The sequence below is a fragment of the Acinetobacter sp. YH1901134 genome, from assembly GCF_013416965.1.
Taxonomy (GTDB): domain Bacteria; phylum Pseudomonadota; class Gammaproteobacteria; order Pseudomonadales; family Moraxellaceae; genus Acinetobacter; species Acinetobacter amyesii.
In genome coordinates this window covers 41414-64507 of record NZ_VPEW01000013.1, presented here as the reverse complement: position 1 = coordinate 64507, position 23094 = coordinate 41414, and the positions used below count along the sequence as shown (strand labels likewise).

At 42.6% G+C, this 23094-nt stretch carries 26 protein-coding genes; 8 read left to right on the top strand and 18 right to left on the bottom strand.

The window, feature by feature from the left end:
* Positions 1-36: 36 nt before the first annotated feature.
* Positions 37-1038 carry a riboflavin biosynthesis protein RibF gene (gene ribF, locus FTV50_RS13170; protein WP_111886018.1) on the bottom strand — a complete coding sequence of 334 codons (1002 nt, stop codon included), beginning with the start codon at positions 1036-1038 and terminating at the stop codon, positions 37-39.
* A gap of 207 nt (positions 1039-1245) precedes the next feature.
* Between ribF and FTV50_RS13165 the strand changes: the two genes are divergently transcribed.
* From FTV50_RS13165 to FTV50_RS13155, 3 genes are all read left to right on the top strand, one after another.
* Positions 1246-2394 carry a TDT family transporter gene (locus tag FTV50_RS13165; RefSeq protein WP_180024674.1) on the top strand — a complete coding sequence of 383 codons (1149 nt, stop codon included), beginning with the start codon at positions 1246-1248 and terminating at the stop codon, positions 2392-2394.
* A gap of 259 nt (positions 2395-2653) precedes the next feature.
* Positions 2654-3730: an aromatic ring-hydroxylating dioxygenase subunit alpha gene (locus FTV50_RS13160; RefSeq protein WP_180024673.1), complete on the top strand. Its 1077-nt coding sequence runs from the start codon at positions 2654-2656 to the stop codon at positions 3728-3730.
* Between the two features lie 118 nt (positions 3731-3848).
* The gene (locus FTV50_RS13155; RefSeq protein ID WP_180024672.1) at positions 3849-4415 is read left to right on the top strand and encodes a 5'-nucleosidase; all 567 of its coding nucleotides are present in this window, start codon (positions 3849-3851) and stop codon (positions 4413-4415) included.
* 69 nt (positions 4416-4484) lie between these two features.
* Here the strand turns inward: FTV50_RS13155 and FTV50_RS13150 are convergent, their stop codons facing one another.
* The 14 genes from FTV50_RS13150 to ubiG form a co-directional block, all read right to left on the bottom strand.
* Positions 4485-5105, bottom strand: coding sequence for a TetR/AcrR family transcriptional regulator (locus tag FTV50_RS13150; protein ID WP_078190649.1), 621 nt, complete (start codon positions 5103-5105; stop codon positions 4485-4487).
* Between the two features lie 347 nt (positions 5106-5452).
* Positions 5453-6259, bottom strand: a complete 807-nt coding sequence (locus FTV50_RS13145) for an ABC transporter ATP-binding protein (protein ID WP_180024671.1) — start codon at positions 6257-6259, stop codon at positions 5453-5455.
* Positions 6260-6269: 10 nt separating this feature from the next.
* Positions 6270-7085 carry an aliphatic sulfonate ABC transporter permease SsuC gene (gene ssuC / locus FTV50_RS13140; protein ID WP_078190647.1) on the bottom strand — a complete coding sequence of 272 codons (816 nt, stop codon included), beginning with the start codon at positions 7083-7085 and terminating at the stop codon, positions 6270-6272.
* On the bottom strand, positions 7085-8260 hold the full coding sequence (ssuD, locus tag FTV50_RS13135; RefSeq protein WP_180024670.1) for an FMNH2-dependent alkanesulfonate monooxygenase: 1176 nt from the start codon (positions 8258-8260) through the stop codon (positions 7085-7087). Before ssuD ends, ssuC begins: the two co-directional genes overlap by 1 nt.
* 33 nt (positions 8261-8293) lie before the next feature.
* Positions 8294-9283 carry an aliphatic sulfonate ABC transporter substrate-binding protein gene (locus tag FTV50_RS13130; protein ID WP_180024669.1) on the bottom strand — a complete coding sequence of 330 codons (990 nt, stop codon included), beginning with the start codon at positions 9281-9283 and terminating at the stop codon, positions 8294-8296.
* Between the two features lie 26 nt (positions 9284-9309).
* The gene (locus FTV50_RS13125) at positions 9310-10272 is read right to left on the bottom strand and encodes a sulfonate ABC transporter substrate-binding protein (protein ID WP_180024668.1); all 963 of its coding nucleotides are present in this window, start codon (positions 10270-10272) and stop codon (positions 9310-9312) included.
* A gap of 338 nt (positions 10273-10610) precedes the next feature.
* Positions 10611-11963, bottom strand: coding sequence for an amino-acid N-acetyltransferase (gene argA / locus FTV50_RS13120; RefSeq protein ID WP_180024667.1), 1353 nt, complete (start codon positions 11961-11963; stop codon positions 10611-10613).
* A 131-nt stretch (positions 11964-12094) separates the two neighbouring features.
* Positions 12095-12505 (bottom strand): RcnB family protein, encoded by a 411-nt coding sequence (locus tag FTV50_RS13115; RefSeq protein ID WP_078193275.1) that lies wholly within the window; start codon positions 12503-12505, stop codon positions 12095-12097.
* 242 nt (positions 12506-12747) lie between these two features.
* A complete protein-coding gene (locus FTV50_RS13110) occupies positions 12748-13158 on the bottom strand; it encodes an RcnB family protein (RefSeq protein ID WP_180024666.1) in 411 nt (136 codons plus the stop codon).
* Positions 13159-13469: 311 nt separating this feature from the next.
* Positions 13470-13625, bottom strand: a complete 156-nt coding sequence (locus tag FTV50_RS13105) for a hypothetical protein (RefSeq protein WP_180008593.1) — start codon at positions 13623-13625, stop codon at positions 13470-13472.
* A 232-nt stretch (positions 13626-13857) separates the two neighbouring features.
* Entirely contained in the window at positions 13858-14277 is a 420-nt protein-coding gene (locus FTV50_RS13100; protein WP_180024665.1) for a hypothetical protein, read from the bottom strand.
* Between the two features lie 168 nt (positions 14278-14445).
* The gene (locus FTV50_RS13095; RefSeq protein ID WP_078190639.1) at positions 14446-15195 is read right to left on the bottom strand and encodes a YciK family oxidoreductase; all 750 of its coding nucleotides are present in this window, start codon (positions 15193-15195) and stop codon (positions 14446-14448) included.
* Positions 15196-15231: 36 nt separating this feature from the next.
* On the bottom strand, positions 15232-15930 hold the full coding sequence (locus FTV50_RS13090) for an HAD family hydrolase (protein ID WP_111885095.1): 699 nt from the start codon (positions 15928-15930) through the stop codon (positions 15232-15234).
* Complete coding sequence (gene ubiG, locus FTV50_RS13085; RefSeq protein WP_078190637.1) at positions 15930-16640, bottom strand: bifunctional 2-polyprenyl-6-hydroxyphenol methylase/3-demethylubiquinol 3-O-methyltransferase UbiG; 711 nt, start codon at positions 16638-16640, stop codon at positions 15930-15932. Before ubiG ends, FTV50_RS13090 begins: the two co-directional genes overlap by 1 nt.
* A gap of 182 nt (positions 16641-16822) precedes the next feature.
* Here ubiG and FTV50_RS13080 point away from each other — a divergent pair, with 182 nt between their 5' ends.
* Positions 16823-17440: a thiol:disulfide interchange protein DsbA/DsbL gene (locus FTV50_RS13080; protein WP_111885097.1), complete on the top strand. Its 618-nt coding sequence runs from the start codon at positions 16823-16825 to the stop codon at positions 17438-17440.
* Between the two features lie 37 nt (positions 17441-17477).
* On the opposite strand, the gene FTV50_RS13075 is transcribed toward FTV50_RS13080, so the two are convergent.
* Positions 17478-18155 carry a TetR family transcriptional regulator gene (locus FTV50_RS13075; RefSeq protein WP_180024664.1) on the bottom strand — a complete coding sequence of 226 codons (678 nt, stop codon included), beginning with the start codon at positions 18153-18155 and terminating at the stop codon, positions 17478-17480.
* Positions 18156-18331: 176 nt separating this feature from the next.
* Between FTV50_RS13075 and rph the strand changes: the two genes are divergently transcribed.
* Positions 18332-19048 carry a ribonuclease PH gene (rph, locus tag FTV50_RS13070; protein WP_078190634.1) on the top strand — a complete coding sequence of 239 codons (717 nt, stop codon included), beginning with the start codon at positions 18332-18334 and terminating at the stop codon, positions 19046-19048.
* A gap of 157 nt (positions 19049-19205) precedes the next feature.
* Positions 19206-19430 (top strand): hypothetical protein, encoded by a 225-nt coding sequence (locus FTV50_RS13065; RefSeq protein ID WP_180024663.1) that lies wholly within the window; start codon positions 19206-19208, stop codon positions 19428-19430.
* Positions 19431-19496: 66 nt separating this feature from the next.
* Here the strand turns inward: FTV50_RS13065 and nadC are convergent, their stop codons facing one another.
* Positions 19497-20342 (bottom strand): carboxylating nicotinate-nucleotide diphosphorylase, encoded by an 846-nt coding sequence (gene nadC / locus FTV50_RS13060; RefSeq protein WP_180024662.1) that lies wholly within the window; start codon positions 20340-20342, stop codon positions 19497-19499.
* 199 nt (positions 20343-20541) lie between these two features.
* Between nadC and ampD the strand changes: the two genes are divergently transcribed.
* Positions 20542-21114 carry a 1,6-anhydro-N-acetylmuramyl-L-alanine amidase AmpD gene (ampD, locus tag FTV50_RS13055; protein WP_180024661.1) on the top strand — a complete coding sequence of 191 codons (573 nt, stop codon included), beginning with the start codon at positions 20542-20544 and terminating at the stop codon, positions 21112-21114.
* A gap of 86 nt (positions 21115-21200) precedes the next feature.
* A complete protein-coding gene (gene murJ / locus FTV50_RS13050; protein WP_078193266.1) occupies positions 21201-22742 on the top strand; it encodes a murein biosynthesis integral membrane protein MurJ in 1542 nt (513 codons plus the stop codon).
* 163 nt (positions 22743-22905) lie between these two features.
* Here the strand turns inward: murJ and FTV50_RS13045 are convergent, their stop codons facing one another.
* On the bottom strand, positions 22906-23064 hold the full coding sequence (locus FTV50_RS13045) for a DUF1328 domain-containing protein (protein ID WP_005006601.1): 159 nt from the start codon (positions 23062-23064) through the stop codon (positions 22906-22908).
* Between the last annotated feature and the right edge of the window lie 30 nt (positions 23065-23094).

Here is a 23094-nt window from a genome sequence, read left to right as displayed (position 1 = left end):
CGTTGACTGACGCGTTTTACAATAAATAATCGGGGTTTAAAAGGGGAAATGAGGGTGCTGACCTCGAAACTCAAGGAGCTTTTCGACGTCATCATCAATTCCTGCTTTCAATGCTTCAAGCGAAGGGTAGTCCTTTTCGCCATGTAAAAAGTTCAAGAACGTCACCCGCATTAACAGGCCATACAGATTAGCAGAAACATCAGGAAAATGTACTTCTAATCGCCATTCAGGATGTTCCTGTTTAATTGCGGGACGCGTACCAACATGCCCTGCACCAAACAGGGCAGAGGGTGCATAACCTGCAACCCCTAATTTGTCAGCATTTTCGCTTTTTACTTTATCTGTTAAAGATTCGGTTTCACAAATGACATCGACTGCATAAATGCCATTTAAACAAGGTTTATGACGGTTTAAACGCACATTAATGGTAGGAAAATTAATCGTGCGACCGATTTGATCGCCATATTGCACACGACCGGTGATGCTATAAGGACGACCTAAAAGTTTTGCGGCATGGGCAAGGTCACCTGCTTGTAAAGTCTGACGAACCAGGGTCGAACTGACACGTTCGCCATCGACTTCGACATTCTGCAGGGCTGTGACTTGGAAGCCGTATTGGCGTAAAAATTCGCTATTGCCTTGACGGTTTTTGCCAAAATGGTGATCTTCGCCCAAAACTAAACTTTGTGTATTAAGCTTATTTTTTAAAATATCGGCAAATTCTTCAGCGCTGAGATTACGAAAGGCATTGTCAAATTTCGCCACCACAATATAGTCGACGCCCAGTTCAGTTAAATATTCGACTTTTTCACGTAGTGAACTGATTCGAGGTGGAGCGTCATAAGCTTTAAAGAATTCAAGTGGTTGTGGCTCAAAAATCATCACAGCTGTTTTTAAGTTTTGTTGCTGTGCTATGTCTTTGAGCTGGCTGACCATCGCTTGATGACCCAAATGTACGCCATCAAAATTGCCAATGGTCACGGCAGTTTTGGGGAGTTCTAAGTGGGGCGCTAAAGCATTTAGACGGAGCAGCTTCATGGGCGAATCAATTGTTGAAAATGTTTGAGGGTATATATTGCCATAATCTTCTGCGTTCGTCTTGTTGTTGTGTTTTTACTCAAGTTTTTTTATGCAGAGATGAACTTGTTATCAATAAAATAAATTATAAAAATAAATATTAATCAATTTTTCTTATTTAATGGTGTGCTTAAACTATAGACATTCCATTTTGATGAGCATCATGCGATGAAAATGCCATTTTATCAACTCCAGCATAAACAAGACTTGATTCGTCATTTCACCCCAAACTGGTTTACGGTGGTGATGGGCACAGGTGTGGTGGCCCTCATTTTACCATCTATAGCGTTGGGGCAGCAGTGGATGTGGTCCTTTGGAGCAGCGCTGTGGCAGATCAGCATCGTGTTATTCATATTGTTTAGTGGCATGTATCTCAGCCGATGGATCTTATACCCACAAGAAGCCAAGCAGATTTTCCAGCATCCGGTGATGAGTTTATTTCTGGGGGCAATCCCCATGGCACTGGCAACCCTGATCAATGGTGCATTGAAATTTGGCACCACGCTTTACACTGAGTTTTTCGGCGTAAGCATCATCACTTGGGCTGAATATTTATGGTATGTCGATGTGTTGATGGCAATTGCGATTGCATGGTGTGTCCCATTTCTGATGTTTAGTCGTCAGCAACATGCGCTGCAAGGCATGACCGCAGTATGGTTATTGCCGATAGTGGCTTGCGAGGTGGCTGCCAGTTCAGGCGGTTTATTGTTGGCGCATTTACCTGCACAGGCCCATGCTGTCCATATTTTGCTGGGGAGTTATTTGCTTTGGGGGATCTCAGTATTTCCAGCATTTGCCATCTTAAGCATTTTGTTGCTGCGTCTGGCTTTACATCAATTACCAAGCAAGGAAATGGCGATCAGCAGTTGGTTGGCCTTAGGACCGATTGGGACAGGGGCTTTAGCGCTGTTACTTTTGGGAGAGCAAGCCCCACGTATTTTGACAGCAGTAAATTTGGTTGATTTAGGACAGGTATTACTTCAAGGCGGTGTGTTCGCAGCCCTTGTTCTACTCGGATTTGGTGTATGGTGGTTTGGAATCGCTATACTCATCACGCTAAAACATTTGCGAGATTTACCCTTTAATCTCGGGTGGTGGGCGATGACGTTTCCATTCGGCGTTTTTAGTTTGGCGGTCATCCATTTGGCGGAACAAACGCAATTACACGCTATGCAACAGTGCAGCACTTTTTTTGCGGTTTTGCTCTGTACGCTTTGGTTATTGGTGATGCTGAAAACCATACAAGGATTTTATCGTGGCAGCTTATTTTTTTCTCCGTGTTTAAAAGCGTATTGTGATGCTCAGAGCGCATCTTAATTGATGTTGGGTGAATGTAAATCCGTTGAAGAAAACTATTGCGCGTTGGCTTTGACGGATTTCAGCAAACAAATATAGAGCTTGTGCAAGCGTGTGATGCAGTTACGTTATTTTGCTATCCAAGCAAAACATTCATGTATAAAATTTGCGCGTATTTTCGAGAGATCAATTGGCTTCGAGATATAAACTTGCTTGAAGTATAGGAACTAGAGCAAGGCATATGGATTAAAACAAAAAAGATAAAAATAAGGATCGAATTATGTGTAATCAAACCAGTTTTTGGGATGATGCCAAAGGATTATTAGAAGAGTGGTACGTCGCTTGTACCTCTAAAGAACTCAAAAAAGATCAACCTTTTTCAGCCACCCTGTATGGTAAAAAAATTGTTCTGTTCCGACAAAAAGATGGAACAGCCGCTGCATTGCTCGATCAATGTGTGCATCGTGGTGTGCCTTTGTCTCAGGGTAAAATGACTGATGGCTGCGTGACATGTCCATATCATGGTTGGTCGTATCAGGGTGATGGCCATGTGGCGCATATTCCCAGTGTCAATGGGCAGTTTTTTCCAGAAAAACCGCATCCCTTTAAACAGCGTAGTTTTGATGTGTGTGAGCAAGATGGGGTGGTATGGATTTATCTCGGTGAAAAGCCCAAACAGGAACGCCCAGAAATATTTAAATTACCGTTTTATGATCAAGCCGGCTGGGTCAGCTATTACATGGTCGGCAGTTATGATGGTGAGATGGGCGCTGTTGCACAAAATATTATGGATGTGACCCATACCATATTTGTGCATGAAGGCTGGTTTCGTTCAGAGTCGGGAAAAGCCGTGGATGCCACCATAGATGTGGGGCCGCGTAAAGTAGTCGTTGACTATCATGACCATGATGCAGATGTTGGCATGATGCCATGGCTGACCAATCCGCATGGTGCTGAACAAGTCCACCGCGACAGTTTTATCGCGCCGAATATTACCTTGGTGGAATACCATTGGGGAGAGCCGTCGGGCATGGTGTTTAATAGTCTGATTAGCCCTGTGGGACCGTATGAGTCAAGGGTTTATACCTGTGTTAGTTATAAATTTCCGATTCCAAAATTGTTGTCTAAGGCATTGATGCCGGCTGTGAATGCCTATACTTGGGTGGTCAACAAACAAGACATTAAAATTTTGTCAGCGCGAAGAGTTGGCATCGAGCATATGCCGATGACCCATTCGCATAGTGTACGAGGGGATATGGCACATATTGCCTTAGAGAAGATTTTAGATGCCTTACGTCACGACCAACAATTGGCACCATCTTTTATTGGCAAACGTCCGATGCAATTTCAAATTTGATAGCAGTTGAATCTGCTTGAGGAGTTTATTTTTCTGAGCAATGTGATTTTTGAAGCTGATTTTTTCTGCGCACGTGCAAATGTATGCTATATGAAGGCATCAATTTGAGGAGACCGCTATGCGTCAGCAAATCGCTTTAATTATGGCACTGCCGAGTGAATCTAAAGGCTTGTTTGAAGCTGCAGGCATTGAAGTGCATTACAGTGGTATTGGTAAAGTCAATGCCGCATTTAAAGCCTTTGATGTGATTCAAAAAACCGGATGTCGTACTTTACTGAATTTGGGCACAGCGGGAAGTTCACATTTTGATGCACATGCTTTGGTTGAAGTGGCTAAATTTGTACAACGGGATATGGATGTATCGCCTTTGGGTTTTGATGTCGGGGTGACGCCGATGGATACCGATCATCCTGCTGAAATTCAGCCAGAGAGCATGTTTAGCCATTTGCCTAAAGGAATTTGTGGTACAGGCGACAGCTTTGAAACTGGGCTGCCGAAAGTACCGTGTAATCTTGTCGATATGGAAGGCTACGCAATCGCTAAAGTATGTAAAAAACTGGGTGTTCGCTTTGTGTCGGTAAAATATATTACCGATGGTGCGAATGACACAGCACATCTGGATTGGGAAGAAAATTTATTATTCGGCGCAAAGAAATTATTGGAATTATATCAAACAGTAAAATAAGGCATTTAGCTAATTTCGGTCGGCGACCATAGAATGCTATGGTCGTATGCCAATTCGACCCAATTCAATTTACTTTTCTGGGCGTGGAATTACACCGTAAAGCATCATATGAACGGTATGTTGAATAATCCGTTGTTGCATACTGCGATTACGTAAGGTTTTTCCAGTGACCATTTCCATTTGGGTTGCAAAGTCAGCATAGTTTTGCGTGATTGCCCAAATGTTCAGAATTAAAAGTTCTGGATCAATATCTTTTGAAATTTTGCCTTGTTCTTGCCAGTTGCTAATGACTTTGGCTTTGCGTTTCACTAATTTTTTTAGTGGACCTTTTAAAATTTCAAGAATGTGTGGTGCGCCCTGAATGACTTCAAGTGCGAACAAACGTGAGGCTTTCGGTTGGGTACGAGATACTTCAATTTTCTGCAATAGATAATTGGTGATCGCTTCTTCAGGCTCAAGGTCTGCTTCCAACATTTGTAGCGGAGCAAGCCACTTTTGTAGAACCGTTGTCAGAACTTCAACATAAAGCGCTTCTTTATTTTCATAGTAATAGAAAATATTCGATTTATGCATTTCTGCAATCTGTGCGATCTCATCCAAGCTGGCGCCATTGAAGCCATACAGGGAAAAGACATCCAGTGCTGCATTAAGCAACTGGTGGCGTTTCTGGGTACTCTTTTTTTGTTCCATTAGCTCTTTTAAGAAAATGAAAAGGGAATATTGAATTGTACGGCAAATCAACAGATTTGTGCACAATCATCGTTTTTAATTTTATGAATTTTGGCAGTTTATTCTGTTCAACGGTCAAATAAATACGACGAATGCCATAATATTTCAAATAATCATTTTAGGGTGAAATTTAAATAAATCATTATTTTTAGTCATGGATTTATATGATTTGTCGTAATTTTTGTGATGTATTTGTCAACAGGCGATAAATCTACCCTCAATGCTAAACATGGTTTTGTTGCGATATTGTTCTTGAATAGTACAGGAAGTCACACGGTTTAAGTGATGATTTCCTGCACAAGTACAGCTTAAGTGGCCAACACCGCTTGTAAGACTTGTTGTTCAAGTTCAGTAAATTCAATGCCTTTTTTTCGTGGACGGGCCAAATCGACACAAAATTCTTTGGCAATATGGCCTTTATCCAGCAAGATAATTCGGTCTGCTAACTGCACGGCTTCACTTACATCATGTGTGACCAAAATTGCGGTAAAACCCTGTTCAGTCCAAAGTTTTTCAATCAAATTCTGCATATCTAAACGTGTTAAGGCATCGAGCGCACCCAGTGGTTCATCTAGCAGCAAAATGCGTGGTTTATGTGACAATGCACGTGCCAGTGCAGTACGTTGACGTTGCCCCCCTGATAGCTGTGTTGGCCAAAGCCCCGCTTTGTCTTTTAAACCAACTTTCTCGAGGAGTGCTGTGGCATTGGCATGTTGGTCTTTGCTTAAACCGAGTTGCACATTTTTCTCAATGCTACGCCAAGGCAGAAGGCGAGGGTCTTGGAACATCACACGAATATCATCACTGGTGATGCCTTCACGAATATGACGTGCAGACTTAAATTTAATTTCGCCATAACTGGGCTTTTCTAAGTCGGCGATGAGGCGAAGCAGGGTACTTTTACCACAGCCACTACGACCGACAATCGCCAAGAATTCACCGGGTTGAATATGCAGGTCTAGGTCTTCAAGGACTTTAACATCGCCATAAAATTTGTGTAGTTGTTCAATCAGAATCTCTGCGCCCAACACCGCATGGGGGTTGATATCCTCGACTGAAGAACGCTGAGGTTGGGTTGAGTCGTCTGCATGACGGCTTATGCTTAAATCGGTCATCACATGCTCCTTATTTTTGGTAACCCGAGTGCCAACGGAGTAAATATTTTTCTAAGGCAACAGCCAGTACATCGGCCAATTTACCGAGTAGGGCATATAATAAAATCCCGACCAAGACGATGTCGGTTTGTAGAAATTCGCGTGCATTCATGGTCATATAACCGATGCCAGCTTGTGCAGAAATGGTTTCTGCCACAATCAACAGAACCCAAACGAGACCGAGTGAAAAACGCAGACCAACTAAAATAGACGGCATCGCCCCCGGTAGAATGATTTCTTTATACAGTTGCCAGCCACTCAAACCGTAGCTTTTGCCCATTTCAATCAGTTGAGGGTCTACAGAACGAATACCATGATAGGTATTGATATAAATGGGAAAGAATACGCCAATAGCGACTAAAAACAGCTTGGCCGATTCATCGATCCCAAACCATAAAATCACCAATGGAATCAGGGCAAGAGCAGGAATATTACGGATCATTTGCAGCGTGGTATCGAGTAACGTCGATGCTGTTTTGGATGAACCATTTAGCAGCCCTAAAAAAAGACCTAATCCACCCCCAACTAAAAGCCCAACCAAAGCACGACCCGCACTGATTTGGACATGCTTCCACAGTTCACCACTGATCAGTAAGTTCCAAAAGGCCACCACCACCGCACTTGGCGCAGGCAAAATACGACTTTCTAACAGCCCTGTAACAGAGGCAATTTGCCATACAATAATTAATGCAATAGGAAACAACCAAGGCAGCAAACGCTGCCCGAGTTGTGTTCCACGTGAAACCTTCGGTGCTTTGAAGGTTTCAACAGAAACAGTTTTGGACATTAGGCCGGCTCCTGAATCTTTCCAGCTTTTTTATTTTCATCTGGGGTGTAGTTGTTCGCGACGATCTCACCAAATGGGCCTGTTAAGTTAGGTTGAACCAATTTCTGACGCGTTTCCAATGGCAGTAGTGGGAACACCAATTCTGCGAAACGGATCGACTCTTCAAGGTGTGGGTAACCAGAGAAAATAAAGGTATTAATCCCGAGATCAGCATATTCTTGGATACGTGCGGCTACCGTTTCAGGATCACCAACGAGTGCCGTACCTGCACCACCACGAACCAGGCCAACACCCGCCCATAAGTTTGGCGATACTTCTAATTTGCTACGGTCGCCGTTGTGCAGTTCAGCCATACGGCGTTGACCAACAGAGTCCATGGTTTTGAACTTGGCTTGCGCGGCTGCAATGGTGGCATCATCGACATATTGGATCAGCTCTTCTGCTGCTTTCCATGCCTCTTCATTGGTTTCGCGCACAATGACATGTAAACGAATGCCATAATTCAGTTCACGTCCTTTGGCTTTGGCTTTTTCACGAACCACTGCAATTTTTTCTTTTACCGCAGCAGGTGGCTCACCCCAAGTTAAATAGGTGTCAACTTGATCTGTCGCGAGTTCAACAGCAGCTTCTGACGAACCGCCAAACCATAGTGGTGGATAAGGTTTTTGTACCGGTGGATAGAGTAATTTGGCGTCGTCTACACTCAAACGTTCGCCATGGAAGGTATAGCTTTCACCAGTATGTGAACGGGTTAAAATTTCACGCCAAATTGTGGTGTATTCCGCGGCAGTTTGGTAACGCGTTGCGTGATCTTCATAGACACCATCACCCTTGAGTTCTTGCTCATCACCGCCTGTAACTAAATTCAGTAAGATACGACCGCCAGATAAACGGTCAAATGTTGCAGCCATACGTGCAGTCAGTGCAGGCGTTGTCACCCCTGGGCGTAGCGCGACTAGAAATTTTAGATTTTTAGTGGCATCAATCAAGCTTGCAGCTGTAAGCCATGGATCTTCACATGAACGACCTGTCGGAATCAGAACGCCTTCATAGCCAAGATTATCCACCGCTACTGCAATTTGCTTCATGTAGGCATGATCGACTTGGCGTGCACCTTTACTTGTTCCTAAGTAGCGACTGTCACCGTGGGTAGGGATAAACCAGAAAATTTTCATGTTCAATTCCTTGTATTTTTGATGGCTCGGGTATCAATGTGATGAAGGTGTCCAAACTTGCTTTTGGACTTGAATGTTGTTTGGAATCAGTTGGACTTGTTTAAATAAGTCCGCAATATTTTGCTGTGCTTGTATGACCTCGGGTGTCAGTGGGCGCACAGGAGATGGTTTAGATCGGCGAGAAAAGGCTTGCGCAGCAATATTCTTTTGCAGCCCAGTGCTGTTTTGATAAATCTCTAAAGCCACATTTTGGTTCTTCACAATCCACTGATCGGAAGCGTCTAGGGCCTTTAAAAATTTAGCTGGGGCATCAGGGTGCGCCTGAACGACTTTTGGATTTGCCACATAAAATGAATAGGTCTTTGGAAAATCACCAGATTGAATCAGCACTTTAGCTTGAGCATCCAACTCCGCTGCAGATAAAAACGGGTCCCAAATGGCCCATGCATCAATTGATTTTTTATCAAACGCGGCCCGTGCATCTGCTGGTGGAATCCAAATTGGTTGGATATCGCTCCAAGTCAAACCGGCTTTTTCTAAAGTTTTGGCTAATAACTCATGTGCACTCGAGCCTTTTTGTACAGCAACGCGTTTGCCACGTAATTCTTGAATGGTCTTGATTGAGCTTTCCGCAGGAATCACGACAGCGAGCGACTGTTCAGGCACCACTTCATAGCCAATATAATTTAGGTCTTTATTGGCAGCTTGAGCAAAAATAGGCGGGGTGTTGCCGACATAGCCATAATCCACCGCACCGACCGCAAGAGCTTCTAACATTTGTGGGCCAGCAGGGAACTCTTTCCACTCAATGTGAGCGCCGGGAAATTGTTGTTCAAAGAGCTTTTGTTCACGGGCAACCAGTAAATTTAAGGCTGATTTTTGGAAACCGATAACCAAGGTTTTTACGGCTGTTTCAGCTGGTTTTTCACCATCCTGCTGTGCTGTTTCTTGTTTTTGGCAGGCACTGAGTCCAAGGCCAAAAGTGGCTAAAGTCAGTATGGAAAATGTTCTTAGAATACGCATGGCATCGCCCTTATGCTGTAGTCGGCTTATTTAATAATGGCCGACTCAATATTTAATTTATTTGGAATTAATTTTTCGTTATAAAACGCATCAGCGACTTGCTGCTGCTCCTGCGCCACTTGTGCAGTAATCGGCGTCACTTGATTGCCTAAGCGAGAAATTGATGTTTTAAGTACATCTAGACCTAAGCCGGTTTTGCCTTCGAGTAACTTGGCCGCTTCATCTTGATTTTTTGAGACCCATTGCGTGGTCAAATTCAACTCATTCACCACAGCTTGCAGGACTTTTGGATTTTCCTGAGCAAATTTGCGATCGGCTAAATAGAACTGGTAGTTCTTCACCAAGTTTTCGCCATTGGCAATGGTGCGAGCATTAAGTTGATGCTCAGCGGCAGAAAGGAACGGGTCCCAAATTACCCATGCATCAACGGCACCTTTTTCAAAAGCAGCACGTGCATCGGCAGGCGGTAAATACACGACATTGATGTCGCTAAATTTAAGCTGATTGGCTTCCAACAACTTGAGCAACAGGTAATGCACGTTTGAGCCTTTGTTTAAGGCCACACGTTTACCTTTTAAATCCTGAATACTGTGAATAGCCGAATCTTTTTGCACAATTAACGCTTCAGCTTTTGGAACAGCAGGTTGGTTGGCAATGTAAACCAAATCGGTTTGAGCGGCTTGAGCAAAGATAGGTGGTGCTTCACCGACTTCACCAAATGAAACACTGCCCACATTGAGGCCTTCAAGCAGCTGTGGACCCGCAGGAAATTCCACCCATTTGATATTTACACCTTGGCTTTTTAAGGCTGTTTCTAAAGTTCCGCGTTCTTTTAAAATTGGCAATAAGCCATATTTTTGGAAACCAATATTTAAGGTGACATTTTCTTCAGCCTCTTTTTTGCCACAGCCCGACATCATCATGGCACCCACAACCGCTGTAGACAGTACAAGTGTTTTTGTCCAGAGTTTTGCTTTGTGAGTACGCATGTGTTGCTCCTATAAAGGTCTAAATGTGCAGAACTGTTGATTTATAAACACATAAGCTAAAGAGTTTTCTTTTTCGAAAAAAATAAGAAAACTTAAATTTAAAATCAGGAAAAAAGATAAATAAAAATCAGCAAAACTTATGAGAAATTATGATTTTAGAAAAACATATAATGTGTCGAAGTATTATTTTAAGTTATTGAAATTATTTTATTTATTGTGATTATTTAAATGGTGGATATGGTTATTCTGTGGCTTGCAAAGTGATTTGAGGGGGTAGCCAATGGATTCGGCATAACCTTATGCAAAATAATGCTATTCAGCACATAAAAAAAGCCACTTTAAAGTGACTTTTTACAAACCAATGAGTTTCTTTGGTAGTTGTATAAGGCCTGACGGGCATTCGGTAAGTCATCGACACTGACTTGTTCAAAACCTTGTTCAAGGAACCAATGCGCTGTTCGTGTGGTCAAAATAAACAATTGTTCAATACCTAAATCTCGCGCTTTTTCTTCTAAATAATGCAAAATTTGGCTACCGCGATTCGATTTTCGATAACCCGGATGCACAGCCACACATGCGATTTCAGCAGAGCGTTTCTCATCCCCTGTGGTAGGAATCGGGTATAACGCAGCGCAGGCCAAAATCGTACCGTCACGTTCAATCACTGCAAATTGTCCAATTTCATTTTCCAGACGTTCGCGTGAGCGATAAACCAAGATACCTTCTTGTTCGAGAGGGCGTAACAGATTGATTAAGCCACCCACATCTTGAATATCGGCAGTACGCACTTCTTCATAATGCGCATCAGTGATCATGGTGCCAGAACCGTCACGCGTGAACAATTCTTCGATCAATGCGCCATCATAAGCATAGGAAATAAGATGAACACGGTGCACGCCTTGTAGGGAGGCATCTTTGGCAACGCTTAAATGCAGGGCAATATCGGGGTTAGAATCTTGATATTGCAAAATATGCTGATCAAGTTGATGAGGTGTAATTTCGCGTTGTAGCTGCCCATGTTCATTGTGCAAACCGTGTTGTTTGCCCAAGAAAATTAACTTATCCGCTTTTAAGCTTATGGCGGTTTTGGTCGCAACTTCTTCAGCCAATAAATTAAACACTTCTCCTGTAGTGGAATAACCTGTCGGCCCAAGCACCACAATATTTTGGCTATCTAAATGACGTTGAATTGCATCGATATCGACGGAACGAACTTCACCAGACAGTTGAAAATCGATACCGTCACGAATGCCATACGGTTTTGCCGTGACTAAATTACCTGAGACCACATCAATACGCGCGCCGTACATCGGTGAGTTGGCTAAACCCATAGATAGGAGGGCTTCAATTTGCAGACGAATGGAGCCAACAGCATTCATCACAGCAGGTAAAGATTCGCGAGTGGTGATGCGACGATGATGATGAAATGGTGTCTGGATGCCGCTGCTTTGTAAATTATGATTGATTTGCGGACGGGCACCATGCACCAAAATTAGACGAATACCAAGCGAGTGTAATAAGGCAATATCGTGAATAATATGTTGAAAATTTTCATGTTGCAGCGCTTCACCATCAAACATGATGACAAAGGTTTTGTTGCGATGCGCATTAATATAGGGTGCAGAATGACGGAACCAATGCACATACTGTAAGGTTGTGCTGGAAGATGGTTCAGTGATATTCGTTTGCATGCCTATGCCTGTTTATTCGCTCTGGTATGGATGATTCTAAACAAAAACATATGACAGCGGAAAGCAAATATAAAAAAACACCTGAACAGTGTTCAGGTGTTGGGAAAGGGATTTAAGAGATCGTCGAATGATTAGCCATTCTTAATGCGAATGATGCGATCGGTACGATCATTAACTAGCACGTAGTCACCATTGATTTTGTACCATTGTTGATAACGACCGGTGTTCGGTAAGCGGCGCGCTTCACGATCACTCACTTTGTAGCGGCTTGAATCGAAATAACGAGGAAGGCTTTGACCAACACGCCAATCGCGGCTTGGATTTACACGACGAAAGTCATTACGGTCGTAGCGATTATTGTCATAACGGTTGTTGTTATTCCAATTGCTCGGACGGTGATCTTTGTCCCAACGGTTGTCTTGATGTTGGTATGACGGATGGTAACGGCGGTCATCTTGACGATGGTCTGGCGCAGCAATGGCTGCTGTTGTTGCCATCAAAGCCGATACGGAAAGAACTAAACTCGATACGATTTTGTTCATGGGACACCTCTATACATTTCTAATCTGTTTTTCGATGATTCAAAATTAGCGAGAAAGTTCAGAGAAAGCGTGGGGGCAATATAGTTGAATTGTGAAATGTATGGAGGAAATTTGAAGGTGTGTAAATGATCTGAACGCTAGGCAGCATCAGCTTTTGCGGTTAAACATTAAAAAAACCTCATAAAAAAAGCCCAGAGTTGATCTGGGCTTTAAAAATATGGCGAAATTAAATTCAAAACGGCTTACATACCTAAGATTTTCAGAATACTGTTACTATCTGAGTTGACCAATATGTAGTCATTATTGATTTTATACCATTGCTGATTACGCGATGGTTTAGGTAAGTTATGGTCTTTATAATCGACTTTATAACCATTACCACGATAATGCTGTGGCATCACATAGCCCGTTTGCCATTTATGTTGTTGCAAACGTTTGACTCCACGTTGTTCACGCATACGGCGTCGATCTTCAAGATCGTCATCGTCCTGATAACCACGGAAATTACGATCTTTTTTCATTTGACCATATGCATTGCCGCGTGGGCCATCAAAGCCACGTTCATCGTTCTTGAAGTGAGGCGCTGCAGACGTGATGCTGCTTGCTATTAAAGCACTGAAAGAAATAGCCAAAATTGGCAAAATCTTTTTCATGTTCAACCCTCATGAGTAATTTATCTTCAATATCACTACTGTACGCATTAAATGCAGAGAAACTGTGAAGAAAGATGAATATTTCTTTAAATAAAACGAAGAGATTGCGGATATTATGCGATAAATTTGGCGCCGAGAACAATCTTTCCATCTTGAAAGCGATGGTCCGATAATGCGTGCTTTTTATCCTTGCAATGCAGTCTTGATCAAATTTGAGGTCTATTGTAAGCACGATCAAAAACGCCCATCAAGTCTTGATGGGCAAATAGGGTAGAGATACTGGAATGAAAACGGTGGGTAAATTCGGGGTTTTAGTACCACTGCTCATTGAGGCATTGGAGTGAATAAATCGCTTGAGCCACAGATTCAGCTTGCTCGGCATCGTCCATTGCAGAGATCAAATTTTCAGTCAGTTGTAAGGTTTCAATTGAACGAATGGTTTCAATTTTACGTGTTTGATCAGCCATTTGGGTCTCCTTGCCGTCGGTCTATGTCATGGCCAACAGTCTATGCTTTTATACTTGATTTGAAAAACCGAATATTATTATAAAAATAATTTAAAAATACGATCAATGGCAAGTTGGGTAATGAAGCTGTCTATTGATCAAAGCTTGTTGAATTTCAAATGCTAATCTAAGAGTTTAAAAAAAGGGCATCAAATGGCCCTTTTTAGTTCTAAATGTGTCACTTGGAACGTAATTAGTATGCGTATTTCAGGTCGGTATAATCCGTTAATGATTTTTGAATATGAGCTTGAATAAATTCATTAATATCTTCAGGTGTCATTGCTGCACCTTGTTTGGTAATCACATGCTCAAACGGTGCTTGATCTTGCGCAATGATGCGATAAACAAAGTTAGTGATCACTTGAAAGCCTGCTTCTTGCTTTTGAATGCAAGTGACATAGAAATAGGCATGCTCAAAGTTTAAGTCAGTATGCGAAAAAATAAATTGTTCAAATAATTTTGCATTTTGACCGACATCTAAGCCTTTTAAATCGTCCACGATACTCGGGTCGAATTTTATGCCATATTTTGCTGAAATCGGTTGACCATCGACCAGTAGGTTAACCATGCCATCCTCAGTTGGAGTCACTGTAATATTGCTAAAGTCAGACATGTATCAATCCAATGTTTTTAAAGAATGCCCCAAGTATCGGCAAATTTGCTAAAAACTCAAGTCGACTTTCGCGAGGACACCGCGAAATCAGTCGGTGAATGATGTCTTGTAGGCATTCAATACATAAAAAAGGAAGCTCGCGCTTCCTTTTTTAAATTGGCTTTAAGCTTATTCATCTTGGGCATCTATGCTGGCACCGGTTAAATGCAAGCTGTCGTCACCCATTAAATATAAATATGCAGGCATGATGCTTTCAGGCGTAGGCAAAGTTTTTGGATCTTCGTCTGGATACGCCTTTGCACGCATGGCAGTACGTGTCGCACCGGGATTAATGCAGTTAAAACGAATATTGGGGTGTTCATTTTCTTTGGCGAACAATGTACTCACGGCTTCAATGGCAATTTTTGAGACCGAGTACGCGCCCCAACGTTCACGGGCTTCACGTCCCACACCCGAACTGGCAAAGACCACTGAGGCATGCTCAGATTTTTGCAGTAATGGCATTAGCTCTTGAGTCAGTACAAAAGGCGCACGAAGGTTCACCGCCATAACATCATCCCAAACATCCACAGGATAATGTTCTAGTTCAGTTCGCTCACCCAAAATCCCGGCATTATGCAAAATGCCGTCTAGGCGACCAAATTGCTTTTCTAAGGTGTCGACCAATAGCTCATAGTCACGAGGAGAGGCACTAGACAGTTGTAGCGGTAAAATCGCCGGTTGGGGGGCACCCAATCCTTCAATTTCATCGTAAATCACTTCTAGTTTATTCAGTGTGCGTCCATGTAAAACCACGGTTGCGCCATGTAAGGCATAGCTGAGGGCAGCCGCACGGCCAATACCATCGCCCGCACCTGTAATCAGGATAATGCGATCTTTGAGCAGATCGGGGCGAGGTTGATATTCTGAATATTTCATCCGTACCTCCTCGTTTTATTGTGTTGTGTTCTATCGTTATAAAGTCGCTGTGTTTAGCGTTTTCGGTTTGATGACCAAATCATGAATGACTTCATGCAATTCAGCAACAGTCTTCACTATACAATCTGCATGCCAAGCTGTTAAGTCATCTTTGTGTTGTAAAGGTAAATAGCCATAAGCCGCAAGAATTGTGTACATCTGCGCATTACGACCGGCATCGATATCACGTGGATGATCACCGACATAGATACAGTCTTGAGCATCTAGATGAATGTGCTTGGCTGCTAAATACATCGGCTCTGGGTCTGGCTTGGTTTTACTGACATCGTCTGGGCAAACCAATACCGAGCAGCGCTCAGTCAAATTCAACGCTTTGAGCAACGCTTCACTGAGTGAACGCGGCTTATTGGTGACAATACCCCACGGAATTTGATACTGTTCAAGTTCATCGAGTAGCGGATACATGCCTTCAAATAGGTCTGTATCGACGGCTATATCAGCACCATACAGATCTAGAAAGCGTTGACGATGTGCCAGAAAGACAGGATCTTCAACGTCTAACTCTGGATAGACCAGTTTGACCATCGCACGCGCGCCTTCAGATACTTGTACACGAATATCTTCTGCACTGACCACCGCAATGCCTTTGTCACGGCACATGTCTTGAATAATACGAATAAAATCAGCCGCGGTATCAATCAGTGTACCGTCAAGATCAAAGAGTACAGCTTTCATTAGGCTTCTTTCACCGTATGAACCATATAGTTCACATCCACATTGGGTGCGAGCCAATAGCGTTTGGTGATCGGGTTATAATGTAAACCAGTCATATCTTTGAGTTTTAACTCGGCTTGACGAATATCATGAGCTAATTCTGAAGGTTTAATAAACTTGGAATAATCATGAGTGCCTTTCGCCAACATACGTAAAACATATTCCGCTCCAATAATCGCAAACAAATACGCTTTAGGATTACGGTTAATGGTCGAGAAGAATACATGACCACCCGGTTTTACCAGTTTTTGACACGCTAAAATAATTGATGCTGGATCAGGTACATGTTCGAGCATTTCCATACAGGTAACGACGTCATATTGACCTGCTTGTTCTTCTGCCAATTGCTCTACAGGCACTTGGCGATATTCAATATTTTGCACATTTTCTTGTTCGGCATGTAGGCGTGCAACATTTAATGGCGCTTCGCCCATGTCGATACCCAATACTTGCGCACCGCGACGTGCCATGCTTTCAGCTAAAATACCGCCGCCACAGCCAACATCTAATACTTTCTTGCCAGTGATACCATTTGAATGCTCATCAATCCAGTTCAAACGCAGGGGATTAATCATGTGCAAAGGGCGGAACTCAGAATGCTGATCCCACCATATGGCTGCGAAAGCTTCAAATTTGGCAATTTCTTGTGGATCAACATTCAATTGCGACATCGGTTGCACCTCAATCAAGTCTTTATATTTTAGAAAAAAGTTTATGGGAGTTAGTGTAGCGCGTCCTGAAAAAAAAGCGATAAAAGCCTTAAAAAAGTTCACAGAATGAAAACGAAATCGACAGATTTGATTTATAGTGTTGCCATAAACTAATCATAATGATTTTGAGGACGATAAGTTCAATGAAAAAATTCCTTTTAGGCACGATTACAACAGCTATTTTGGCTTTTTCTGGCAGTGCGATGGCAGCGCAATTTGTCGCGGGGACTGATTACACAGTTATTCCAAAACCGATTAAAGTCGAACGTCCGGGTAAAATCGAAGTCCGTGAGTTCTTTTGGTATGGCTGCCCACATTGTTTTACATTAGAACCGCATATGCAAACGTGGTTAAAGCAATTGCCTAAAGATGTACGTTTTGTCCGTACACCTGCAGCAATGAATCCACTTTGGGAACAAGGCGCGCGTGCTTACTATGCATCGGAAGCACTGGGTGTTCGTCAAAAAGCACATTTACAATTGTTCCATGACATTCATGTGGGTCAAAAAAATATCTTAGAACAAGGCGCATTTGCTAAGTTCTACACCCGTTATGGTGTTCCTGAAGCGAAATTTAACAGCACATTTAAATCATTTGCTGTGTCTTCAAAAATTGCTCAAGCGAAAAGCTTAGCGGCTCAATATCAATTGAGCGGCGTGCCTGCGATTACCGTCAATGGTAAATACATCGTACAAGGTGAAGATGCACGTACCGTTGAAATCGTGAAATTCCTTGTTGATAAAGAACGCAAAGCGAAATAACAGATATCATAAAAAAGCCGCACTCGATGCGGCTTTTTTATGGCGATAAATTTTGTGGATCAGAGATTTGAGCCAAAGATCGATCCCAATGTAAGATGCCACGAAATAAGAGCTGAACTTGAGTCTGAGCTTGGCGGCGAAATTGTTGTAGCGCATCAGTACGTTGTGGAAGGTCAATATGTCGATGTAAGTCAATCCACTGCATGGCCCAACTTAAGGCCAATTCAAACAAAATTTGTCCCAATACTTTGAGCTCTTGTTCGGATTGAATATGTTGAGTCGCTTCAACTTGAGCCAGTGCATGGGCCAAATCGGTACTGAGAAAATTAAACTCACGAGTAATGGCTTGTCTTAAGAATGCTGAACCACCCCAACGTTCAGCAATAAGAAACATCCATGCCTCAGGAAATTGCTCAACGGCATGAAATAAATAATCCAGACTTTGTCGTGTGCGTGCATCTGGTGCTTGAAAGCATTGCTGACTCAGTTGATTGAGGACATTCCGAAGGTGCAGGGCCATTTGGTCGACTAGTTCCAAACCGAGTTGGTCCATGTCTTGAAAATGGCGATAAAACGCAGCAGGAACCAAGCCGACATGACGGGAAATTTCGCGTAAGCTCAGACTGCTAAAAGAACGGCCTGTGGTACTCAATGCAAGCGCTGCATCAAGGATAGCTTTACGACTTTGTTGCTTACGTTCTTCCCGTATCGACATGCAATTCGTCCTGAATTTTGCGTGGCTTCAGTCTAACAAATTTCCTGATGTCGTACGATGGGCCTATCAAAACTTGGATGAATGGATTTTGTAAATGCGCACGAATGCGTCCCGAATCTGGCTGTACCTTCTGTTATAATGTACCGCAATCAATTTTGTCAGATTAAGGACTCATCATGCGTATCGACCAACGAGCATTAGATCAATTACGTGAAGTAAAAATTACCCGTAACTACACACGTTATGCGGAAGGTTCTGTATTGGTTGAATTTGGTCATACAAAAGTTCTTTGTACTGCAAGTGTCGACAACTCAGTACCGCGTTTCCTTAAAGGTAAAGGTCAGGGTTGGGTGACTGCTGAATATGGTATGTTACCTCGTTCAACACATACACGTACTGACCGTGAAGCGGCACGTGGTAAACAAAGCGGTCGTACTCAAGAAATTCAACGTCTGATTGGTCGTAGCTTACGTGCGATGGTCGATTTGAAAAAATTGGGTGAAAATACCATCAGCATCGACTGTGATGTGATTCAGGCAGATGGCGGTACACGTACAGCATCAATTACAGGTGCAGCAGTTGCCTTGGTCGATGCAATGAATGTCTTGCTTGAAAATAAAAAAATTAAACAAGATCCATTAAAAGGTCTCGTTGCTGCGATTTCTGTAGGGATGTATCAAGACGAAGCTTTACTTGATCTTTGCTATGAAGAAGATTCAAGCTGCCAAACAGACATGAACGTAGTGATGACACAAGCTGGTGAGTTCATTGAACTTCAAGGCACAGCAGAAGACAAACCGTTTACACGTACACAGTGTAATGAAATGCTTGAATTGGCTGAAAAAGGCATTCAAGAATTGATCAAAAAACAACAAGAAGCTTTGGGTTGGTAATATGACTAAAGCTTAAGTTGATAAAAGCACCTTCGGGTGCTTTTTTTATTTTTAAGTCGGATGAGTAATATCAACTGACAAATTAAAACTTAAAAGCGCTATTGTTGACAGCAAAGTTTCAGCACAGTGTGAAGAACACAATAACAAGGAGAAAATAATGAAAGCGTTATTGATCGGTTTTTCATTATTGGGACTTTTAGCGATAAGTGCTTGTGATGGTTCTAATTCAAAGGATGAGGATAAAGAGCGCTCTGTTTTGTCATCAGATCGTGATCATGACAATGAGCAAAATGATGATGATCGGGATGCTAAAGCTGATCACGATCGTGATGATCAGGATGAAGACCGAGAAGAGGATTCAAAAGATAAGGATGATGATTAAAAGGAATCGTATTAAAAAGGGTGCTGATGAGCACCCTTCTTTAAATGGATTTAATTTTGGTAACATTTAAGCATTAAAGCGCATCGATAAATCAATCGCTGTGACATCTTTGGTAAGCACACCCATCGAAATATAATCGACCCCTGTCGTTGCCACTTCACGTAAATTTGCAATAGTGATATTGCCTGAGGCTTCAAGTTTGCAGCGACCATTCACATGTTTGACGGCATCAATCATTTGTTGCTGACTAAAGTTATCCAACATCACAATATCCGCACCTGCTTCCAACGCTTGGTTGAGTTCGTCCCAAGTTTCGACTTCCACTTCAACGGGTTTACCCGGAGCAATGGTATGCGCTTTAGCAATAGCTTGGCTAATGCCACCTGCTGCCATGATGTGATTTTCTTTAATTAAAAACGCATCAAATAAACCTAAGCGATGGTTTTGACCACCTCCGACAGCTACTGCATATTTTTGTGCAATACGTAGGCCTGGTAAGGTTTTACGGGTATCGAGTAAACGAGTATTCAAACCTTCAAGCTGCTGGACATAGGCAGCAGTTTTAGTCGCTACTGCAGATAATGTTTGTATAAAATTTAAGGCTGGACGCTCAACCGTGAGTAAACTACGCGCAGAACCTGCTAATTTTAAGAAAGCCTCACCTGCTGAGACACGTTCCCCATCATTTTTTAACCATGTGACTTGTACACTTGCATCAAAAGTTTGAATGAGTGCATTAACCCAAGGCTGACCCGCCAAGATCATCTCTTCACGGCTGATAATCGTTGCAGTGGCTTGTTCATCTTCTGGAGTTAACAGGGCTGTAATATCGCCTTCGCCAATATCTTCTTGTAGTGCGTGTTGAATATTGATTTGGATAGATTGTTCAAGCAAAGATTGCGATATGCTCATAAGAAATTCCGTATCTTTTTAACCCGAGAAAATGTGCGCGTTATATTAGCATTGTTCCTGAAAAAATGAGCGATTTTTAACTACTTTCACAGACTTGAATTGAGATTTCAATGTGAAAGTTTTAGCATTAAACCTTTCAAGTAGGGCTCGGCGTTTTGATCTGCAGCATTGCAGGCCGGCTTAGACACAGGATTCTTTTATGTCACAAGCAACAACATTTCAGGTGCAGGATGGGCAATTGCTAGGTGCGCGTCAAATTCCATCACCGAATTTTAACCAGCGTCCTGAAGATACCGAAATTCAGCTTGTCGTCATTCATAATATTAGTTTGCCACCTTCACAGTTTGGCGGTGGTTATATCGAACAATTTTTCCAAAATCAGTTGGATTGGTCGAAACATCCTTATTTTCAAACCATTGAAGGGATGCAAGTATCGACACATTTATTGATCCTGCGCACGGGCGAAGTCCTACAGTTCGTCAATTTTAATGATCGGGCTTGGCATGCAGGTCGTTCAACCTATTTAGCACAAAAAGAATGTAATGATTATTCGATTGGCATTGAACTCGAAGGAAGTGATGATTTACCTTTTGAGGCTGCACAATATGCCGTGCTGACCGAGGTCGTGGCATGTTTACAACAGGCTTATCCTAAAATTCAACAACATATTGCAGGGCATTCAGATATTGCACCGGGACGTAAAACTGATCCAGGTCCATTTTTTGAGTGGAACGTTTTTCGTCAGCAGCTGCATCATTTTAAAAACAAATAAACAATACACACTGCGTTTAATAAACCAATGAAATTCCTTGACGAGTTTCATTACAATAGGCGCACTTTCAAAAGTGAGAATTACTGATGGCGCTTTGGCGTTCGACAGTCATTGTCAGTGCAATGACTATGTTGTCCCGTGTATTGGGACTGGTACGGGATATTGTCCTGTTAAATGTATTTGGTGCAGGTAAAGACTTCGATACCTTCGTGGTTGCCTTTCGTATTCCTAACTTTTTTAGGCGCTTATTCGCAGAAGGGGCATTTTCACAAGCCTTTATTCCTGTATTGACTGAATATAAAACCAGTCGAACCCATGCCGAAGTCCAGATTCTGATTAGCCGTGTTTTTGGCTGTTTAGGTCTGGTGATGACTAGCTTGACATTCATCGCGATGGTGGCCGCACCCGCGATTATCTATATCTATGCACCGGGTTTTCATGGTGATGCAGACAAGTTTGCGTTAGCCACCGATATGTTCCGCCTAACGATTCCTTACTTACTGTTTATGTCCTTAACGGCATTTGCCAGCAGTATTTTGAATAGTTATGGCTCATTCAGTACACCTGCGTTCGCTCCAGTGTTACTTAATGTCGCGATGATTGCCGGTGCGCTATGGTTAACCCCTTATATGGCTGAGCCAATTATGGCTTTGGGTTGGTCTGTTGTCGCGGCAGGCTTCTTGCAATTGGCGATTCAGATTCCAGAGCTGTGGCGTAAAAAATTACTGATTCCACCGAAAGTTGACTTCAAACACGAAGGTGTTGATCGCATCATGAAGTTGATGCTGCCAGCACTGTTTGGTGTCTCAGTGACGCAGATCAACCTACTGTTGAACACCATTTGGGCGTCTTTCATGCAAGATGGTTCGGTGTCATGGTTATACAGTGCCGAACGGATGACCGAATTGCCATTGGGCTTAATTGGTGTCGCGATAGGTACCGTAATTTTACCGTCATTGTCTGCACGTCATGCTGAACAAGATCAAGAAAAATTCCGTCGTATGATTGATTGGGCAGCTAAGGTCATTATCTTGGTGGGTGTGCCTGCAAGTATTGCGCTTTTCATGCTCTCTACACCTATTATTCAGGCCTTATTTGAACGTGGTCAATTTAGCTTTGAAGATACACAGATGACCGCATTGGCATTGCAATGTATGAGTGCCGGTGTGATTTCATTCATGCTCATTAAAGTGTTTGCACCAGGGTTTTATGCGCAACAAGATACCAAAACTCCTGTACGTGTAGGTTTAATGGCGGTCGCAGCCAATGCCATTCTTAACGTGGTGTTTATTGGATTCTTTAAACTGATTGATTGGCATGCTGAGCATATGGCCTTGGCATTGGCATCCTCTGGTTCCGCATTGGTGAATGCAGGGATGCTGTATTTTTATTTACATAAGCGCAATATTTTTCGCTTTGGCGCACATTGGAAAAAGTTGGTGATTCAGTTTGCGATAGCCAATGCTGTGATGATTGCTGCTCTGTGGTATGGCTTAACATGGTACAACGGTGATGTATCTGCGTGGATGCGTGTCGCGGAAGTGATCATCTTATGTGTGATTGGAGTTGCTGCTTATGGTATCGCCTTAATTGCAACAGGCTTTAGACCACGTCATTTAAAACCATAAAGCTAAAACCATACAACGTAGTAAGTTTACGTGTATGAAAAAAAAATAAGAGCCCATAGGCTCTTATTTTTTTCATTGACACTCAAGATGATAAAAACCTACGTTTCTTATCCATGAGTCTAAGGGGGTAATTTGTAGTTTAAAACGACATACAATCCGTCGCCTAAACTTTTCCTCGAGAGAGGAAACCAACAATTGCGAGAATAACTGCAATAACCAAAAGAATAACAGCAAAGTCTTTGGATAAGCCTGCCACACCACCAAAACCTAGCAGACTCGCAATCAATGCAATTACAGCGAAAATAATAGCCCAGCGGAACATAGTTTTATCTCCATGTGATTTTTTATTCTG

What these genes read in the sequence shown, in the direction of transcription:
- FTV50_RS13075 (WP_180024664.1), bottom strand. Translation starts at nt 18,155, where the DNA reads ATGTCGATACGGGAAGAACGTAAGCAACAAAGTCGTAAAGCTATCCTT.
- FTV50_RS13150 (WP_078190649.1), bottom strand. Translation starts at nt 5,105, where the DNA reads ATGGAACAAAAAAAGAGTACCCAGAAACGCCACCAGTTGCTTAATGCA.
- FTV50_RS13095 (WP_078190639.1), bottom strand. Translation starts at nt 15,195, where the DNA reads ATGAAATATTCAGAATATCAACCTCGCCCCGATCTGCTCAAAGATCGC.
- FTV50_RS13145 (WP_180024671.1), bottom strand. Translation starts at nt 6,259, where the DNA reads ATGACCGATTTAAGCATAAGCCGTCATGCAGACGACTCAACCCAACCT.
- FTV50_RS13130 (WP_180024669.1), bottom strand. Translation starts at nt 9,283, where the DNA reads ATGCGTATTCTAAGAACATTTTCCATACTGACTTTAGCCACTTTTGGC.
- FTV50_RS13125 (WP_180024668.1), bottom strand. Translation starts at nt 10,272, where the DNA reads ATGCGTACTCACAAAGCAAAACTCTGGACAAAAACACTTGTACTGTCT.
- FTV50_RS13155 (WP_180024672.1), top strand. Translation starts at nt 3,849, where the DNA reads ATGCGTCAGCAAATCGCTTTAATTATGGCACTGCCGAGTGAATCTAAA.
- nadC (WP_180024662.1), bottom strand. Translation starts at nt 20,342, where the DNA reads ATGAGCATATCGCAATCTTTGCTTGAACAATCTATCCAAATCAATATT.
- FTV50_RS13105 (WP_180008593.1), bottom strand. Translation starts at nt 13,625, where the DNA reads ATGGCTGATCAAACACGTAAAATTGAAACCATTCGTTCAATTGAAACC.
- FTV50_RS13080 (WP_111885097.1), top strand. Translation starts at nt 16,823, where the DNA reads ATGAAAAAATTCCTTTTAGGCACGATTACAACAGCTATTTTGGCTTTT.
- ssuC (WP_078190647.1), bottom strand. Translation starts at nt 7,085, where the DNA reads ATGTCCAAAACTGTTTCTGTTGAAACCTTCAAAGCACCGAAGGTTTCA.
- FTV50_RS13100 (WP_180024665.1), bottom strand. Translation starts at nt 14,277, where the DNA reads ATGTCTGACTTTAGCAATATTACAGTGACTCCAACTGAGGATGGCATG.
- ssuD (WP_180024670.1), bottom strand. Translation starts at nt 8,260, where the DNA reads ATGAAAATTTTCTGGTTTATCCCTACCCACGGTGACAGTCGCTACTTA.
- FTV50_RS13045 (WP_005006601.1), bottom strand. Translation starts at nt 23,064, where the DNA reads ATGTTCCGCTGGGCTATTATTTTCGCTGTAATTGCATTGATTGCGAGT.
- FTV50_RS13090 (WP_111885095.1), bottom strand. Translation starts at nt 15,930, where the DNA reads ATGAAAGCTGTACTCTTTGATCTTGACGGTACACTGATTGATACCGCG.
- FTV50_RS13165 (WP_180024674.1), top strand. Translation starts at nt 1,246, where the DNA reads ATGAAAATGCCATTTTATCAACTCCAGCATAAACAAGACTTGATTCGT.
- FTV50_RS13160 (WP_180024673.1), top strand. Translation starts at nt 2,654, where the DNA reads ATGTGTAATCAAACCAGTTTTTGGGATGATGCCAAAGGATTATTAGAA.
- ribF (WP_111886018.1), bottom strand. Translation starts at nt 1,038, where the DNA reads ATGAAGCTGCTCCGTCTAAATGCTTTAGCGCCCCACTTAGAACTCCCC.
- ubiG (WP_078190637.1), bottom strand. Translation starts at nt 16,640, where the DNA reads ATGTCGCAATTGAATGTTGATCCACAAGAAATTGCCAAATTTGAAGCT.
- FTV50_RS13110 (WP_180024666.1), bottom strand. Translation starts at nt 13,158, where the DNA reads ATGAAAAAGATTTTGCCAATTTTGGCTATTTCTTTCAGTGCTTTAATA.
- FTV50_RS13065 (WP_180024663.1), top strand. Translation starts at nt 19,206, where the DNA reads ATGAAAGCGTTATTGATCGGTTTTTCATTATTGGGACTTTTAGCGATA.
- argA (WP_180024667.1), bottom strand. Translation starts at nt 11,963, where the DNA reads ATGCAAACGAATATCACTGAACCATCTTCCAGCACAACCTTACAGTAT.
- ampD (WP_180024661.1), top strand. Translation starts at nt 20,542, where the DNA reads ATGTCACAAGCAACAACATTTCAGGTGCAGGATGGGCAATTGCTAGGT.
- rph (WP_078190634.1), top strand. Translation starts at nt 18,332, where the DNA reads ATGCGTATCGACCAACGAGCATTAGATCAATTACGTGAAGTAAAAATT.
- FTV50_RS13115 (WP_078193275.1), bottom strand. Translation starts at nt 12,505, where the DNA reads ATGAACAAAATCGTATCGAGTTTAGTTCTTTCCGTATCGGCTTTGATG.
- murJ (WP_078193266.1), top strand. Translation starts at nt 21,201, where the DNA reads ATGGCGCTTTGGCGTTCGACAGTCATTGTCAGTGCAATGACTATGTTG.